Raw genomic sequence first — 15,766 nt, 5'->3', positions numbered from 1 at the left:
GGGATCTCCTGGGGGGAAGGAAAGGGGTTCAGGCGGAGGGGGCGGGAACGGCGTCGTCGGCCGGTTCGTCGACGTAGGTGACGCCGAGACGCTCGAGGGTCGGGCGCATGCCGTAGACGTCCAGGCCGAGCACGCCGGCCTGGAACCTCTCCCGCTTCTCCTGCTCGCCGGCCTCGCGGGTCAGCGACGCAGCGGCCACCGCGGGCGCCTCCTCGCGGGGGACGATCAGCACGCCGTCGTCGTCGGCGACGACCACGTCGCCCGGGCGCACGCAGGCGCCGGCGACCACGACCGGCACGTTGACCGAGCCGGGCGTCGCCTTGACCGTGCCCTGCGCGGAGACCGCGCGGGACCAGGCCGGGAAGCCCAGCGCGGTCAGGTCGGCGACGTCGCGCACGCCGGCGTCGATGACCAGCCCGAGCACGCCGCGGACGGCCAACTGCGTGGCGAACAGCTCGCCGAACATGCCTGTCGAGCCGCATGGATGTGTCAGTGGGAAACCGCATGAGATGTCAGTACGTTGCCGCATGAGATGTCAGCGTTCGGCACGACGGGGAGCGGCGTGGAGCAGGCAGGCTCAGGGTCTCCAGCGGCGGCGACGAGGTAGCGAGTCGTGGTCGGGCTGGAGTCGCGGTCGGGGCGGGGCTCCTTCGAGTCGGACCCGTCCGGTGTTGACCAGTTCGGCGACGAAGGGCCGTTCGGGGCCGAAGTCGTTGCGCTCGAACGAGGGAGGCAGGAGCACCTCGGCGCGGCCGGCGACGCGGGTGATGAGGTTGGCCATGGCCTGGGCGCAGTACGACGTGTCGTCGGGTCGCGCGAGGAACGTGTAGGTCGGGAGCCCGCGCATGCGGTGCTCGATCAGGGCGGCCCGCAGGATGACCTGGACCGATCCGGGGATGCGGTAGCGGCCCGGCAACAGGTTCACGTGTCCGCCGTCGGGGCTGACGCTGCGCTGCATGCACCCTGAGATGCGGCCGGGTCGGGCGTCGGTGGCCCACGCGAGCAGCAGCGCGACGGCGCTGGTCGGGCACGCGATCCGGCGCAGCCGGGTCACGACCGGTGCGGGTAGGCGTGGACCGATCAGGTCCCGGAGATGTTGCGCGTCGGGCAGCACGAGGGTGAGCCCCTCGATGGCGAACCCGGCGCGCGCGGCGTCCAGGCGCAGGTCCAGCTCGGCCCAGGTGGCGGCGTCAATGCTCAGCCGCTGCAGCAACGCCCCGAGCTCGCAACCGGGCTGGGTGTAGCGGCGCTGCCGGGGCGGGGCAACCCGCCACAGCCGGGCCTCGCGCCGAGCCTCGGCGACCGCGTCGCGGTGGATCGCGTCCACCGACCGCAGCCGGACCTGCTCCGACGACAACGGTCGGACGCGGCCACGCCGGAGGGTGTCGACCGCCGCGGGCCAGGACCACACCTCACCGATCCCGGCCGGGCCGGGTGGGTCGCTGTGGTGCCAGACCAGCCAGATCGTCGTGCCGGTCGCGGCGGCCAGCTCGGCGGACCGGTCGAGCAGCGCCGGCCGCAGCAGGTGCGCACGCAGCACCACCAAGTGCTCGACGCGCTCGGCGCACATCCAGACCTGCACCAGGCGCCCGCCATCGCGCAGGCGCCGTTCCCGGGCGAGCGCGTCGCGCGGCTTGCCCAGGGCCTCGAGCAGGTCCCGGATCAGCACCGGCCACGTCGCGCCGGGCGTGGGATGACACACCGCCCGCCCGCCGGGCAGATCGTGCAACGCGGTCAGCTGCCGCATGCAGGCGTGGTCGTCATCGGGATCGTGCACCCACCGCAGCCCCGCCCCGGCCGACGCCGCCGGCGTCGCGCCCACGCGGCCGCCCAGCGCCGGGGCGGAGCCGGTCACGCGCTCACGCCGCCGCCGTGCAGGGTGAACGCGTTGCGGGCCACGGTCTCATCGACCCGGTCGGCGCCGGTGGCCGCGCACAGCGCGGCCGCGGTCCGGGTGAACGCCGCCCAGTGCCGCAGGTTGCCGTGCGCGAAGTGGTCATCGATCAACAGCAGCAGCTCGGCGTCGACGCCCTCATACAGCGGGTGATAGGTCGGGATCAGCGCGCACACCTCGGCCGGGGTGAGCGGTTCCACGCTGACCCGGCGGTAGATCCGCGAGCGCAGCATCGGTTCCCGCGAGAGCACCTTCCAGGTGCCGTCCCCGCCGACCAGCAGCAACGCGAACCGCGTCGCCCGGTGGTCGTGCAGGTAGCGCAGGTACTCGATGCACTCGGTGTTGAGGCTCTGCGCCTCGTCGACCACCACCACGTGCCCGCCGCCGCCCGGCGGTGGGGCGAGTTCCTCGACCAGCTGCTCGGTGAGCACGAACCGGTTCCCGCGCCCGGTCGGCACCCTCGTGAGTTCGGCGAGCAGGTCGGCCGCGACCAGGCGCATCGTGGGACGGCTGGGGAACTTCACCCAGCACGGCGCCCGCCCGGCCCGCCCGTCGGCCACCGCGCGGGTCAGGGCCTGCTCGACCGCGTAGGTCTTGCCCAGCCCGGCCGGGCCGTGCACCGTGCCCATCGCCTGCACGGTGAGCAGGTCGGTCACCGCCCGTTCGACCATCAGCAACGAGTCGGTGGGCAGCGTGGCCGCGCCCTCGACATCCAGGAAATGCCGCACCATCCCTATCCCTTCCCGTCCTTCACCGTGCCCTCGGCCCCGGCCTCGCCGGGCTTGTCGTCTGCGCCGGTCGCCGGCCCGGCCTCGGGTGCTGCCGCCGGCTTCGGGTCACGCGGCGGGTTCCAGTACTCGAAGTCGCGGTGCAGCCCCAGCAGGTCGGTACGGCCCAGCCGGCGCATCTCGCGCCCGTCGTCGTCACGGCGACGCTCGCGCCGTTCCTGGCGGTCCTGCTCGGCGGTGATCACCGTGGTGTCCTCGCCCGGGCCGGGTGCGGTCAGCGGGGCCAGCCGGGCGCGTGCCCGCCGGCTGGCCCGGCGTTGCCGTCGGCCCAGCTCGGTGGCGTCGGCGTGGCGGCGGGCCAGCACCGCGGTGCGCTGCTCGGCGGTCAGCTCGTCCTGCGGGTAGGCGGTGCACAACCAGGTGTCGCCGCGGAAGATCTCGATCTGCCGCAGGTCGTGCGGGGTGTAGCGGACCTGGACCCGGTCGCCGACCAGCCCGTTGAGCTCCGGGGCGATGAACCGCACCCGCTGGAAGTGCACCCCGTCCTTGTTGATCGTCCGCTCGATGTCGGCCATCAACATCCACCGCAGCTGCTCGGCGGGCACCTCACGCAGCGGGGTCGCGTCCTCCCGCCAGCGCCCGAGCGGGGTCTGCCCGGCCAGCTCGCTGTGCACCCGCCGCAGGTTGTAGTCGGCGACCCAGTCCGCGAAATGGTGGCTGAACAACTCCAGGCTCATCGGGTCGGCGTCCGGGCCGAACAACCGCCCGTCCGCGCCGCGCGGGCCGTGAGTGTAGAACGGCAACCCGGACAGGAACTCCTGGTCCAGGGTCCGGTTGACTCGCTCGATCTTGCCCTTGCGGTGCGGGGTGTAGGGCGGGGTCGGCAACAGCTCCACCCCCAGGGCCGCGCACGAGCGCGCCATCGCGGTCGCCATGAACTCCAGCCCGCGGTCCGGGCGCAGCGCCTCCGGCACTCCACCGAACGGGCCTCGCGCCGCGTCGACGACGATGCCCTGGCGTAGCGCGGCCAGCACGACCGCCGAGGTCGGGTACAGCGACAACGCCCACGCCATGATCAGCCGTGAGAAGCCGTCGATGAACAGCGTCGCCCACGGCTTCCGCGGCCGCTGCGCCCGCGGGGCGAGCACCAGCACCGGCAGCTCGGTGTGGTCGCCCTCCCACAACGCGTTGCGCCGGTTCGGCGCCCACCGCAGGTACACCTCGTGCCGGCGCCGGCCCTCCACGCCGTCGACCGCGGCGGCCCGCGCGGCCGGTGTCAACTGCTCGGCGAACGCCCGCTGCAAGGTCGCCAGCGACGGCAATCCGACCGCACCCGCCTTGACCAGCGCCCGCCGTGCCGCCGCGACGTTGCCTCGCCAGTCGTAGAACGCGGCGATGTCCTGCTCGGTGAGCTGGTAGCGCTGCCGCGCCGGGCGCCCGGTCGCCGCGTGTGCGAGCCACCGCCACACCGTGCGCTGATCGACGCCGAGCCCGTCCGCGGTGCGCTGCACCTCCGCGCTGGTCAACGTCCCGGCATCCCGCGCGGCGACCAGCCGATCCACCGCGGCGGCGCGCAACTGCGGATCAAGGCGAGTCACCGGAAGTCAGCTTCCCGGCAACGCGGGCACGTCGGTGCGGCGGCGCTGCTCGGTGTGCGCCGCCGCGGCCGTAGACGAACGACCAGCCGATCCGCCCGGATCGTCACGGCCCAGATGATTCACCTCTCGCGGTGCACAGGCCCGTCGACCCGCCGAGGGTCGCCAAGTCCGTTCCGGACCCACGTCAGGCCAGCCAGGCGATCTGCACGAGATCGACCCTGCGCTCAGATTCCAGGATGAGGTAGGCCGCAACGCCCTCGTGGCCGGGACCGAACACCATCGTCCGCACCGGGCCGTGCGGGTTGGCCGGGTTGACCGGGCCGCCGGCCCACGGGTCGAGCTCCAGCAGCACCCGCAGCTCGGCGAACGCGGCCAGCGCCGCGACGGGCAGCGCGTCGAGCTGGTGCTGGATGTGGTCGTCGGTGACGACGCGGTACACCTACAGACCGGCCTTGGCCCGGGTGAGCTCGAACGGCTCACCGTCGGGCACCGGCTCCCCGGACAGCGTCTCGGCCACCCGCCGCACCATCCGCGCGAAGTTCTCCGGGTCGCGCTGCAGCAGCGCCAGCCGCCGCCAGTGCTCCAGCGTCTGGAACAACTCGCCCAGGTCGAGACTCTCCCGCGACGCGGCCAGCGCCGCGGCGTAGGCGGCGTCGAAGGCGTCCTGGTCGGTGGGCAGCAGCGCGGCCCGGATCGCCGCCGGCGCCGCCCCGGGCGCCAGCGGGTGCCCGCCGGCAGGGCGCTCGTCGTAGGCGTAGGTCGCGCTCACGACGGTGAGCCTATCCGGGCCACCGGCCCGGCCCCAGGCTGCGGCGCGGCGCGGTTGAGGTGCCCGTACACCGTCGTGCGCGCTACTCCCAGCAGCGCCGCGATCTGCGCGACGGTGTGCTCGCCGCCGTCGTAGAGCTGCTGGGCGTGCGCGGCCTGCGCCGCAGTGAGCTTCGGGCGGCGCCCACCGTTGCGCCCGCGGGCGCGGGCGGCGGCCAGTCCGTCGCGGGTGTTGGCCACGATCAGCTCGCGCTGCAGCTCGGCGAGCACCGACAGCATCCCGAACATCGCCCGGCCCTCCGCGGTCGAGGTGTCGATGCCCTGCTCGATGACGCGCAGCCCGATCCCGCGCTCGCGCAGCTGCGCGCCGAGGGTGACCAGGTGCAGCACCGAGCGGCCCAGCCGGTCCAGCCGTGTGATCACCAGGGAGTCCCCGGCCCGGAGCAGCCGCAGCACCAGGTCCAGCTGCGGGCGCGACGCCTTCGCCCCCGAGGCGTGGTCGAGGTGCACGTCGTCGGCCGCGACGCCGGCGCGGTGCAGCGCGTCGACCTGGTGCGCGGGGTTCTGCTCCGCGGTCGACACCCGCGCGTACCCGATCAACATCGGTCGACAATAGCGCCGCGGTGAGGTTTGTCGTCGTTGATTCGCGACGCGAGTTACCGACACTCGCCACCTGCGGGTCCTCGGTGCGGGTCATGATCGTCGACAGACGGTCGCTTCTCGACATCCGAGGAACGGCACGACCAACGGCCTTGCCCGCGGGGAAGCGGGGGTACTCCGATTGGGGATCGTCGACAGGCGTCGTTCCTGGTGACCTGTCTCTTTGACCGCCACTCGATCCTGCTGATCAAATCGGGGACGGAGTTCAAGCTGCCGCGGCGCTGCGCCTGTCGGTCAGCAGGGCCGCGGCGCGATCAGCGCGACGAGCGCGTCCACGGACGAGACCAGGTCGAGCACCCGATCCAGCCCGGCCGCGCACAGTAAGGCAGCCGCCGCGCCGCACTCATCGTCGGCGATGTGCAGGCGCGCGCCGCGGGTGATCGCGTGGCGGTGCAGATCGAGCAGGAGCCGCACCCCGCACCGTCGCAGGTTCACCTCGCTGAGGTCGAGCACAACATGGGCGGCGCGTTCGAACTGTGGACCGACCCGTTGGGCCAGCAACGCGGTGCTGTGCTCGTCGAGCGTGCCCGCGACCCGCACGATCACGACCTCGGCCAGCGGCGCGTGCAACCGCACATCCAGATCCGGCAGCGCAGCCGGCGCGGTGCGCTCTGGTCGTGTTCGTCGGGGACCGGCGACCGGGTCTGCATCCCCGGTCTGGGCCGGTCGCAGCGGGCGCGGCCGTGGTACCTGTGCTGGCATTGCGTACCCCCGAGTACGCCTGGGAGCGGCTGCTCCGATTCCTGATCAATCACATGTCGTCGGTGTCGTTGTCGGCGGCGGCGCTGGTCGACTCGCAGCGCCGCCGCCGTCGGGCCGCGGCACCGGACCGAAGGGCACGCGTCCGATGTCGTCGCTGGTCGGTGGGTGTGCGCTAGATCAGCCCGGGGGTCACGCCCGGCCTCGGTGGTTGCGGCGGCGGGGGCGGATCGGGACGTCCGTTACCGGTGCAGGTGACTGGTGGGCAATCCATGACTCGGCCTCTCCCGCCAGGACCTGCGACGTCCCGGCGCGTGGATCAAAGTGGTGGTGTGTGAACGGCCCGCCCGGGTCTGGGAGCGGCGACATGCCAACTGCTGGCCTTTCGGGCGCCCTTCTTCACGAACCCGGTGTCATCCAGGATCAACACCGCGCCCGGATCTCCGAGCTGGTCCACGACGTGATCGCGCACGTCGTCGCGCAGCCCATCGACGTCTCAGTCCCCCCAGCGCAGAAGCCGCTGCATCCCGTCCGGCGAGCCCTCACCAACGTGTTCGGCCAGTGTCCAGCCGTTCTTGCGCTCCAGCCCCGCGACCAACCCGGACACGTACCGGCGCATCCGCACCCGTGGTTCCGCCAGCCAAACGCCCGCCACCCGGTCATGCAGCCGCACAGCGAGCGGGAAGCAGGTGGTGGCAACGAGGGTGAGCCGCGATCCACCACCACGACCGTGATCATCGCAGAGACCGCCGAACGGCCGTTGCAGCAACTAGGCCGAAAGCACCCCTACGTGTCCTGCTGCCCGGGCTGCACGGCGTGCCTGAGAACGCGGCGAGACGGACTACTCGGGGCGATGGCGATATGGCTGGCCAGGTCTTGGCCCCGATCGCGGTGGTGACCCGACAGCGCCCTGCCGGCCACCGATGATCCACCCGTACTAGGCCGGAGCCTCATCTCCGTCAGCGCTGGGTGGGCGACCGGCAGCCTCAGTGGCGCGCTACGGGTGCGGGCTCGACAAGTAGCCGTTGCCGAGTGCACGCGATATGCCGAGTGCGGCGGTGCGAACGGCGGGGGCGAGGCGTGCGGTGTCGAGGTGCGCTCGCCCGGTGATGGACACCCCAGCGACGGCGATGCCGCCAGCGTCGAGGACTGGAGCTGCCACGCACGCGATGCCAAGGGTGGATTCCTCGTGCTCCACGGCAACGCCCAGCTCGCGGATCCTGGCGAGTTCTCGCTCGAGCAGGCCGGGGGCGATCACGGTCCGGGGTGTTCGCCGGCGCAGACCGGCCTCGACCACGGCGGCAAGCCGCCCCGGAGGGGCGTACGCGAGCATCGCCTTACCGACACCGGTGCAGTAGGCCGGCATACGGCCGCCGATGCGGGAGCCGACCGTCGGGCTGCCGCGTCCTTCGAGTTTCTGAACATAGACCACCTCGATGTCTTCCGGGACGGCCAAGTGCACGGTCTCGCGGGTGGCTTCGAAGAGATCGGCGAGGAAGGGCGCTGCCGCCTCACGAAGCCCGCGCTGGCGCGGAGCGAGCTGCCCGAGCTCGAACAGCGCCATGCCGAGCCGGATGCCGCCCGGGGTCTGCTCGATGACGTTCCACTGGGCGAGCTCGCGCAGCAACCGATGCGCTGTGGGTTTGTTGATGCCGGTTCGCCGGCACAGCTCCGCGAGCGTCAGCTCCTGATCTCCGGCCCGAAAGGCCGTGAGCAGGGTGAACGCGCGGCCAATGACCGTGTTCGGCCCATCGTCTCGGTGAGTGGAACGCATTCCTTCATCGTCGCGCCACGCGCTGCCAGAGTCCATCCATGGCCAACGGAATCGTGCGGAAGGTGACGGCCGCGATCGTCGGACCGGGCAACATCGGTACCGACCTGCTGGCAAAGCTGCAGCGCAGCGCGGCGATCGAGGTCGAGTACATGGTCGGGGTGGTGGAGTCCGACGGCCTCGCGCGCGCTCGCACGCTCGGCGTCACCGCGTCCGCCGAGGGCGTCGACTGGCTGCTGCGCCAGGACCGGCTGCCGCAGATCGTGTTCGAGGCGACATCGGCGAAGGCGCACATCGCGAACGCGCCGCGCTACGCGGAGGCCGGCATCCAGGCCGTCGACCTCACGCCGGCGCATCTGGGGCCGATGGTGTCGCCCCCGGTGAACGGGGCGCAGCACATCGCCGCCCCGAACGTCTCGATGATCACGTGCGGCGGGCAGGCGACGATCCCGATGGTCCACGCGGTGTCGCGGGTGACCCCGGTGCCCTACGCCGAGATCGTCGCGTCGGTGGCCTCGCGCGGTGCGGGGCCCGGGACCAGGGCGAACATCGACGAGTTCACCGAGACCACGGCGCGTGCCGTCGAGGAGGTCGGCGGCGCGGCCAGGGGCAAGGCGATCATCATCCTGAACCCCGTCGAGCCGCCGATGATCATGCGGGACACGGTGTTCTGCGCGATCGGGGCCGATGCCGACCAGGCGGCGATCACGCGGTCGATCCACGAGATGGTCGCCGACGTGCAGGAGTACGTGCCCGGCTACACGCTGCGGGCGGAGCCGCAGTTCGACGACCCGCAGGACGCGTGGGGCGGCAACGGCCGTGTCGCGATCTTCCTCGAGGTCAAGGGCAACGGCGACTACCTGCCGGAGTACGCCGGCAACCTCGACATCATGACGGCGGCCGCCGCCCGGGTGGGCGAGCTGATGGCACAGGCGAAGCAGGGAGCAGCGGCATGACCCGCCCGGAGATCACGCACGACGTCCGCATCACCGACACGACGCTGCGCGACGGCAGCCACGCGATGGCCCACCAGTTCACCGAGCAGCAGGTGCGGGACACCGTGCGGGCGCTGGACCGGGCCGGGGTGGAGGTCGTCGAGGTCTCGCACGGCGACGGGGTCGGCGGGTCGTCGTTCAACTACGGGTTCTCGCTGACCGACGAGATGACGTTGATCGCGGCGGCGCGGGAGGAGGCCCGGCAGGCGAAGATCGCCGTCCTGCTGGTCCCCGGCATCGGCACCGCCGACGACCTGCGCCGGGCCCACGACGCCGGCGCGGAGATGGTGCGGGTGGCGACGCACTGCACCGAGGCCGACGTGTCGCCGCAGCACTTCGGGGTGGCCCGGGAGCTGGGCATGGAGACGGTCGGTTTCCTGATGATGGCGCACCGGACCTCGCCGGAGAACCTGGCGAAGCAGGCCCGGATCATGGTCGACGCCGGCTGCCAGACGCCGTACGTGACCGACTCGGCGGGCGCGTTGATGATGCACGAGGCGCGGGCGCGGTTCGAGGCGCTGGTGGCCGAGGTCGGCGACGAGGCCTGGGTCGGCTATCACGGGCACCAGAACGTCAGCCTCGGCGTCGCGAACTCGGTGATCGCCTACGAGTCCGGTGTGCGGTACATCGACGGGTCGCTGTGCGCGCTGGGAGCGGGGTCGGGCAACTCGCCGACCGAGGTGCTCGGAGCCGTGTTCGACCGGCTCGGCATCGAGACCGGGCTGGACGTGTCGGCGCTGCTCGACGCGGCCGAGGACGTCGTCCGGCCGTACCTGCACCGCTGGCCGAAGATGGACCGCAACGCGATCGTGCAGGGCTGGGCAGGCGTGTACTCGTCGTTCCTGCTGCACGCGGAGCGGGCGGGGGAGCGGTACAAGGTCCCGCCGCACGAGATCCTCCGTCGCTGTGGTGAGCTCGGCTACGTCGGCGGGCAGGAGGACATGATCATCGACGTGGCCATCGGGCTCGCCGCCGAACGGGACCGGGCGGGCGCGGCCGTCTCGTGACGCCCACCGGCGTCCGGGTGCAGCCACAGCCCTCGACACGGCCCTCGGCACGGCCCTCGACACGATCAGGAGCTCATCGCACATGCACGTGACCGATGCCCGGATGAAGGCGAAGGCGCTGTACGAGGCCCGGCGCACCCGGCAGCCGATCGCCGCCTTCACCGATGCCGAGCCGGACCTGACGATGGCCGACGGCTACGCCGTGCAGCGGGAGCTGGTTCCCCTGCTGCTCGCCGACGGCGACCGCGTCATCGGGTACAAGGTCGGGCTGACCTCGGTGGCGATGCAGCAGCTGATCGGCGTGGACTCACCTGACTACGGCCCCGTTCTGGCCTCCACCGTCTACGACGACGGGGACGTCATCCCGCTCGATCGGTTCATCTCCCCGAAGATGGAGGCCGAGATCGTCTTCGTGCTCGGCGAACGGCTGCAGGGCCCCGGGGTGAGCCTCGACGGGGCCCGCCGGGCCATCAGCGGCGCGATGGCGTCGATGGAGATCGTCGACTCCCGCATCGCCGACTGGCGGATCAAGCTCGCCGACACCGTCGCCGACCTGGCCTCCAACGGCGCGATGGTCACCTCGGGCCGCGCCGTCCCGATCGACGGGTTCGACACCCGCCTGACCGGCATGGTGCTCACCCGCAACGGCGAGCTCATCGCCACCGGTGCCGGTGCCGCCGCTCTCGGGGACCCCGTCGCCGTCGTCGCCTGGCTGGCCAACGTCCTCGGTGAGCACGGCATCGCCCTCGAACCGGGTCACCTGGTCATGACCGGTGCCCTGCACGCCGCCGTCCCGCTGGCTGCCGGCGACGTCTTCCGCGCCGAGTTCGACCGGCTCGGAGCAGTCACCATCCGCGTGTCAACCGACGAGTCAACCTAGCGCCCAAGCCGGCCTGTATGACCTACGACGACGCTGCGCGCTGAAGCAGACACCCGGTGGTTCGTGCTCGGCGGCCGCCAGGAGGTAGCCCGCGCCGCTCGTACTTGACCCGCTGCCCAGACCAGGTTCGAGGCTCTGCTCCGCCCGGGAGGGCGCGTGCGCGTGCTCAGCGCAGCCACTGCCCTTCAAGAGGTAGTCGACCGCCCCCACCGAGACCGCGGTGATCCCTGTGGACGGCGGTTCGATTCCGACCTCAGGCTCCACGCCTGACAGGCATGGTGACGGAGCACGGCTTCGAGGATCTTCATGGCACGGGCCCCGGCGTGACCGGCAGCCCGACGAGCCGTCAGATGGGGGCGGTCGCCCGGTCGACCCGGAACGGCACGGCGCCGTGCTGGGCGTCGGCGTAGGCGCGTGGCGTCACCCCGAAGTGCCGCTTGAACTCGGTGATGAAGGCCGACAGGCTCGAGTAGCCCACGCTCTTGGCCACCTCGCTGGCGTTAAGCGAGCCGTCGAGCAGCAGTCCCCGCGCGTAGTCGAGGCGCATCCGCTTCACGAACTGGTACGGCGACATCCCGGTGACGTCGCGGAACAGGTGCGCGAACGTCGAGGGGCTCATGCTCACGTGCTCGGCCAGATCGGCGATCGTGAGCGGTTCGGCGATCCGCTCCCTGACGAAGAGGATCACGTCAGCTACCGGGTTGCGGGCGCTGTCCTGCGCGGCCGCCTCCACCAACCGGTCGCACTGCTGCGACTGCAACACCCGGTAGACGATCTCCTGCAGGTAGATCGGGGCCAGCACCCGCCGATCCGAGCCGTGGGCCACGGCTTTGATGAACCGCAACGCGGCTCCGAGCAGGTCGAGGTCCAGCGGTGAGACGTACGCGTCGCGCTGGTCCTCGGGCAGCGGGCGGTGGAACGTGGTGGCCGCCCGATCCAACATGTCGCCGCTGATCCGCCGGACCATCGACGGGTCCACCTGCAGCACGAAAGACAGGAAAGGCTTCTCGATGCTCGCTGAGACGATCTCGACCTCGAAACGGAGCCGGCGCCGCAGCACGAAGTAGTGAAAAGGGTCGTAGCGGTGCTGCACGCCGTCCACCGTGACGACTTTGCACCCCTGCGCGACCATGCAGATCGAGAGCGCACCGACATCGTCCCACTGCCGGGCCGAAGTCGAGGTGAAGCGGTAGAGGGTAAGCCCCGGCCACTCCGTCGGATTGAGCCCGACGTTCGGCGTCTGGGCAGCAAGAGTCGCGATGAGGTCGCCCGGTGCCAGGCGTTCCTCCGTTGATATCTCCCGGGTGTCCACACAAACTCCGCTCTTCTGGCAGCACTGCCATCATGATGGTGCCTCGGTCCGTCGCCGGCACAACCGCCGGCCGAGTGTCCGTGGCCATGAAAAAGTCCCCGCTGGTGGCCAGGTTCAGGTCCCCGCGGGTGGCCTTGTGAGGTCCCCGCTGGTGGCCAGATAGAAGTCCCCGGTCCCTCGTCGTGTCGTACGCCGGGTTGAGGCCCTGGGCGGTGACGGTGGTGGTTGTCGAAGCCAGCCGCCGCACCACCCAGGGGTCTCCCATTGAAGTCTGCGAGGGAACGGATGGACATCATTTCGGCCTATCGGGATGTCGGCAGTTATCGCGGCGCGGCCGCGATCTGCGCCACGACACCGAAGACCGTGCGTCGGGTCATCGAGCGTCATGACGCGGGGGGTGTTGTCCCGCAACGCAAACCACGCTCCCGGAACTATGAGTCGGTCGCCGAGCTGGTCGCCGGGCGAGTGGAGAAGACCAAGGGCAGGATCTCGGCGAAGCGGCTGCTGCCCGATGCTCGCGCCGCGGGCTACGAGGGCTCGGCGCGCAACTTCCGCCGCCTCGTCGCGCAAGCGAAGGCCGACTGGCGCCGCGATCATCACCGCGGGCGGCGTCCGGCGGTGTGGTCCCCGGGCGAGCACCTGGTCATCGACTGGGGCGTGATCGCCGGGCTGCACGTGTTCTGCGCCGTGCTGGCCTGGTCGAGGGTGCGGTTCGTCCGCTTCGCCGTCGACGAACGCGCCGAGACCACCCTGAACATGCTGGCCGAGTGCTTCGAGACCATCGGCGGGGTCCCGAAGGTCGTGCTCGCCGACCGGATGGGGTGTCTGAAGGCCGCCGTGGTCGCCGACCTCGTGGTCCCGACACCGGACTACGTGCGCTTCGCCAGCCACTACCGGTTCCGCCCGGACTTCTGCCACGGCAACGATCCGGAGTCCAAGGGCATCGTGGAGAACCTCGTCGGCTACGCCAAAGCCGACCTGATCATCGGCTGCGACCTGGTCGACCTCGACACCGGGGACACCGGGGGGCCGGGACGCCCCGACCTGGCCGCGGCCAACGCCGCAGCGCAGCAGTGGTGCGCGGAGGTCAACGCGGTGACGCACTCGGAGATCGCGGCGATCCCCGCTGAGCGGCTGGCCGAACACGAGCTCGACGTCTTGGGCGGGCTCCCGTCGCTGCGCCCTCGGATCACCGGCCCGGCGGTGATCCGCAAAGTCGACCGGTTGTCCTGCGTGAGGTTCGGGTCGGCCCGCTACTCGGTCCCCACCACCGCGATCGGCACCCGGGTCGAGGTCCGCACCCACGCCGACCGCCTCACCATCCTGTCCACCGCCACACCCGGCGGCAGGGTCGGCGCAGTTGCCGGGGCCGGGGTGGTGTTGGCCGAGCACCGCCTGGTCGGGCCGGGCGAGGCGTCGGTGATCGACGCCCACTACGGCGGGCCGCGCCCCACGACTCCGGTTCGGGCGGCCCGCCCGAAGACCGCTGACGAGAAGACGTTCTGCGCACTCGGGCCCGCCGCGCAGGCGTTCCTGACCGGTGCTGTCGCAGCCGGATCGGCCCGCCTGGGCACCGAGCTCGGCGAGCTCCTCGCACTCGGCCAGGCTCACGGCGAACAGGCTCTGCTCGACGCGCTGGCCCGAGCGACGGCGTTCCGTCGTTGGCGGGCCGAGGACGTCCGGTCCATCCTCGCCGCCGGCGCTGCCGCACCGAGACCCCAACCGGCCGGGCAGGCGTTGGTGGTCGAGCTGCCCGCGGTCCCGACCCGCTCGCTGACCGACTACGCCGTCTTCACCGACACCGCCACACCCGCCGGCGGTGTCGTCGAGGGTGATGCGTCATGACTGCGAGCAAGCCCCCGGCGCTCGACGCGGACCTCGAGGCCGGGCTCAAACGACTCAAGCTCGCCGCGATGCGCCGCCTCGCGCCGGAGCTGCTGCTCACCGCCCGCACCCAGCGCTGGCGTCCTGAGGAGCTGCTGCGGGTCCTGGTCGAGGCCGAGGTCGCCGCCCGGGACGCCTCCAACATCGCCAACCGGCGCAAGGCGGCCGGGTTCCCGGTCGCCAAGACCCTCGACGAGTTCGACCTGTCCGCCTCCTCGATCCCCCAGGCCACGTTCGACTACCTCGCCTCGCTGGAATGGATCCGCGCCCCGGAGAACCTCGCCCTGGTCGGCCCGGCCGGCACCGGGAAGTCGCATCTGCTCGTCGCGCTTGGCACGGCGGCGGTCGAGGCCGGGCACCGGGTCCGCTACTTCACCGCCGCCGACCTGGTCGAAGCGCTCTACCGCGGCCTGGCCGACAACTCCGTCGGCCGACTCATCGACCACACACTGCGCCATGACCTGATCATCATCGACGAGATCGGGTTCGCCCCACTCGACGACACCGCCGCCCAACTGCTGTTCCGGCTCGTCGCCGCCGCCTACGAACGCCGCAGCCTCGCCATCAGCTCCCACTGGCCCTTCGACCGATGGGGGCGGTTCATGCCCGAACACACCACCGCGGTCAGCCTGCTCGACCGGCTCCTGCACCACGCCCAGGTCGTCGTCACCAGCGGCGACTCCTACCGCATGCGCGAAGCCCGAAACGCGAAGAAGGGAGCCGCCATCAACACCAGCTGAACAACCCCGGACCGGGGACTTTCACCCGGCCACCAGCGGGGACCACAAACTGGCCATTGACACCGAGGCTGGGTCCCGAACGCCGGATACTTCTCGAAAGCCAGGTGCTTCTCGAGCTTCAGAGCCGGAACCCGATCGCGGCGAGCTGGTTGCGTCCCTCCGCACTGATCAGCGCGGGCGACCAGGCCGGCCGGAAGACCCACCGCACCTCGTAGCCCGTCAGCATCCCCGCCAGCGCCGCGGTCATCTGGTCCTCCATCACCCCCGTCAGCGGACACGCGGGAGATGTCAGCGTCATCGTCAAAACGACAGGGCTGGAGTCGAGGTCGATGTCCCGGACGAAACCCAGGTCGACGACGTTCACCCCTAGATCGGGGTCGATCACCTCACGCAGGGCATCCAGCACGTCCGCCATCAGCACCGTCACCGCAACGCCTCCTCGCTCCCGTGCCCGCCCCGCAGCACGCGCAGGGTCGGGACCTGCAGTTCCACCCGGATCCGGGTGGTCTCGGTCGTGATCCAGGTCGCCAGCCCGTGCGCCTGGCGCCGCACGCGGGTCATCGGTTCGCCGTCGCCCACCTCGCCGCCGAGCACGATGCAGAGGCCCGGCGGTGCACCCAGCCGGTCCGCCGCGGCGGCCAGCGCGCCCTGCAGCACCCGGGCGACGGGCTCGCACGTGCCCGGTCCCGGTCGCATCAGCACGGCCAGCGCCTTGGCGCCGACCATCCCCTGCACCCGGTCCAGCGCTCGGATCGCGGCACCGGGATCGATGCGGGCCTGTGGCGTCTCGGCGGTGACGAGGCCCGGTTCCATGGAGATCTCCACGGCTG

General features: G+C 71.6%; 16 protein-coding genes and 2 pseudogenes. 5 read left to right on the top strand and 13 right to left on the bottom strand.

The genetic code is table 11. The annotated features are described in order from the left end of the window. Positions 1 to 28 precede the first annotated feature (28 nt). The 10 genes and pseudogenes from JOF36_RS04250 to JOF36_RS04205 form a co-directional block, all read right to left on the bottom strand. Positions 29 to 469, bottom strand: a pseudogene (locus JOF36_RS04250) (4-carboxy-4-hydroxy-2-oxoadipate aldolase/oxaloacetate decarboxylase); the annotation flags it as partial. Between the two features lie 108 nt (positions 470 to 577). Next, positions 578 to 1,855 (bottom strand): hypothetical protein, encoded by a 1,278-nt coding sequence (locus tag JOF36_RS04245; protein WP_210025106.1) that lies wholly within the window; start codon positions 1,853 to 1,855, stop codon positions 578 to 580. Continuing rightward, on the bottom strand, positions 1,852 to 2,625 hold the full coding sequence (locus JOF36_RS04240; RefSeq protein WP_210025105.1) for an AAA family ATPase: 774 nt from the start codon (positions 2,623 to 2,625) through the stop codon (positions 1,852 to 1,854). The genes JOF36_RS04245 and JOF36_RS04240 overlap by 4 nt, the downstream gene beginning before the upstream one ends. Positions 2,626 to 2,627: 2 nt before the next feature. Further along, positions 2,628 to 4,220, bottom strand: coding sequence for a TnsB C-terminal domain-containing protein (locus JOF36_RS04235; RefSeq protein ID WP_210025104.1), 1,593 nt, complete (start codon positions 4,218 to 4,220; stop codon positions 2,628 to 2,630). A 184-nt stretch (positions 4,221 to 4,404) separates the two neighbouring features. Beyond that, positions 4,405 to 4,659 (bottom strand): hypothetical protein, encoded by a 255-nt coding sequence (locus JOF36_RS04230; RefSeq protein ID WP_210036438.1) that lies wholly within the window; start codon positions 4,657 to 4,659, stop codon positions 4,405 to 4,407. Next, on the bottom strand, positions 4,660 to 4,989 hold the full coding sequence (locus tag JOF36_RS04225) for a DUF6247 family protein (protein ID WP_210025103.1): 330 nt from the start codon (positions 4,987 to 4,989) through the stop codon (positions 4,660 to 4,662). Further along, entirely contained in the window at positions 4,986 to 5,591 is a 606-nt protein-coding gene (locus JOF36_RS04220; protein ID WP_210025102.1) for a recombinase family protein, read from the bottom strand. Before JOF36_RS04220 ends, JOF36_RS04225 begins: the two co-directional genes overlap by 4 nt. A 291-nt stretch (positions 5,592 to 5,882) precedes the next feature. Beyond that, positions 5,883 to 6,224, bottom strand: coding sequence for an STAS domain-containing protein (locus tag JOF36_RS04215; RefSeq protein ID WP_210025101.1), 342 nt, complete (start codon positions 6,222 to 6,224; stop codon positions 5,883 to 5,885). A gap of 502 nt (positions 6,225 to 6,726) precedes the next feature. Then, positions 6,727 to 7,020 (bottom strand): annotated as a pseudogene (locus JOF36_RS04210) (transposase); the annotation flags it as partial. A 324-nt stretch (positions 7,021 to 7,344) separates the two neighbouring features. Beyond that, a complete protein-coding gene (locus tag JOF36_RS04205; RefSeq protein ID WP_210025100.1) occupies positions 7,345 to 8,121 on the bottom strand; it encodes an IclR family transcriptional regulator in 777 nt (258 codons plus the stop codon). Positions 8,122 to 8,159: 38 nt separating this feature from the next. On the opposite strand from JOF36_RS04205, the gene JOF36_RS04200 reads away from it, so the two are divergent. The 3 genes from JOF36_RS04200 to JOF36_RS04190 all read left to right on the top strand — a co-directional run bounded on the left by JOF36_RS04200 (position 8,160) and on the right by JOF36_RS04190 (position 11,000). After that, positions 8,160 to 9,074: an acetaldehyde dehydrogenase (acetylating) gene (locus tag JOF36_RS04200; RefSeq protein ID WP_210025099.1), complete on the top strand. Its 915-nt coding sequence runs from the start codon at positions 8,160 to 8,162 to the stop codon at positions 9,072 to 9,074. Beyond that, a complete protein-coding gene (gene dmpG / locus JOF36_RS04195; protein WP_210025098.1) occupies positions 9,071 to 10,120 on the top strand; it encodes a 4-hydroxy-2-oxovalerate aldolase in 1,050 nt (349 codons plus the stop codon). Before JOF36_RS04200 ends, dmpG begins: the two co-directional genes overlap by 4 nt. Before the next feature lie 82 nt (positions 10,121 to 10,202). Next, positions 10,203 to 11,000, top strand: coding sequence for a 2-keto-4-pentenoate hydratase (locus JOF36_RS04190; RefSeq protein ID WP_210025097.1), 798 nt, complete (start codon positions 10,203 to 10,205; stop codon positions 10,998 to 11,000). A 346-nt stretch (positions 11,001 to 11,346) separates the two neighbouring features. Here JOF36_RS04190 and JOF36_RS04185 read toward each other — a convergent pair whose 3' ends face one another. Next, on the bottom strand, positions 11,347 to 12,312 hold the full coding sequence (locus tag JOF36_RS04185) for an AraC family transcriptional regulator (RefSeq protein WP_210025096.1): 966 nt from the start codon (positions 12,310 to 12,312) through the stop codon (positions 11,347 to 11,349). 264 nt (positions 12,313 to 12,576) lie between these two features. On the opposite strand from JOF36_RS04185, the gene istA reads away from it, so the two are divergent. After that, positions 12,577 to 14,157 (top strand): IS21 family transposase, encoded by a 1,581-nt coding sequence (gene istA / locus JOF36_RS04180; protein WP_245350681.1) that lies wholly within the window; start codon positions 12,577 to 12,579, stop codon positions 14,155 to 14,157. Further along, on the top strand, positions 14,154 to 14,936 hold the full coding sequence (istB, locus tag JOF36_RS04175; protein WP_210025094.1) for an IS21-like element helper ATPase IstB: 783 nt from the start codon (positions 14,154 to 14,156) through the stop codon (positions 14,934 to 14,936). The genes istA and istB overlap by 4 nt, the downstream gene beginning before the upstream one ends. A 118-nt stretch (positions 14,937 to 15,054) precedes the next feature. Here the strand turns inward: istB and JOF36_RS04170 are convergent, their stop codons facing one another. Together JOF36_RS04170 and JOF36_RS04165 are read right to left on the bottom strand one after the other, a co-directional pair. Then, entirely contained in the window at positions 15,055 to 15,363 is a 309-nt protein-coding gene (locus JOF36_RS04170) for a metal-sulfur cluster assembly factor (protein ID WP_307862207.1), read from the bottom strand. Beyond that, positions 15,360 to 15,761, bottom strand: a complete 402-nt coding sequence (locus JOF36_RS04165; RefSeq protein WP_210025093.1) for an uL22 family ribosomal protein — start codon at positions 15,759 to 15,761, stop codon at positions 15,360 to 15,362. Before JOF36_RS04165 ends, JOF36_RS04170 begins: the two co-directional genes overlap by 4 nt. Positions 15,762 to 15,766 lie beyond the last annotated feature (5 nt).

Source organism: Pseudonocardia parietis, assembly GCF_017876315.1.
Classification (GTDB): Bacteria; Actinomycetota; Actinomycetes; order Mycobacteriales; family Pseudonocardiaceae; genus Pseudonocardia; species Pseudonocardia parietis.
Note: the sequence above shows the minus strand (reverse complement) of the source record. Positions and strands in the feature narration are given on the sequence as shown.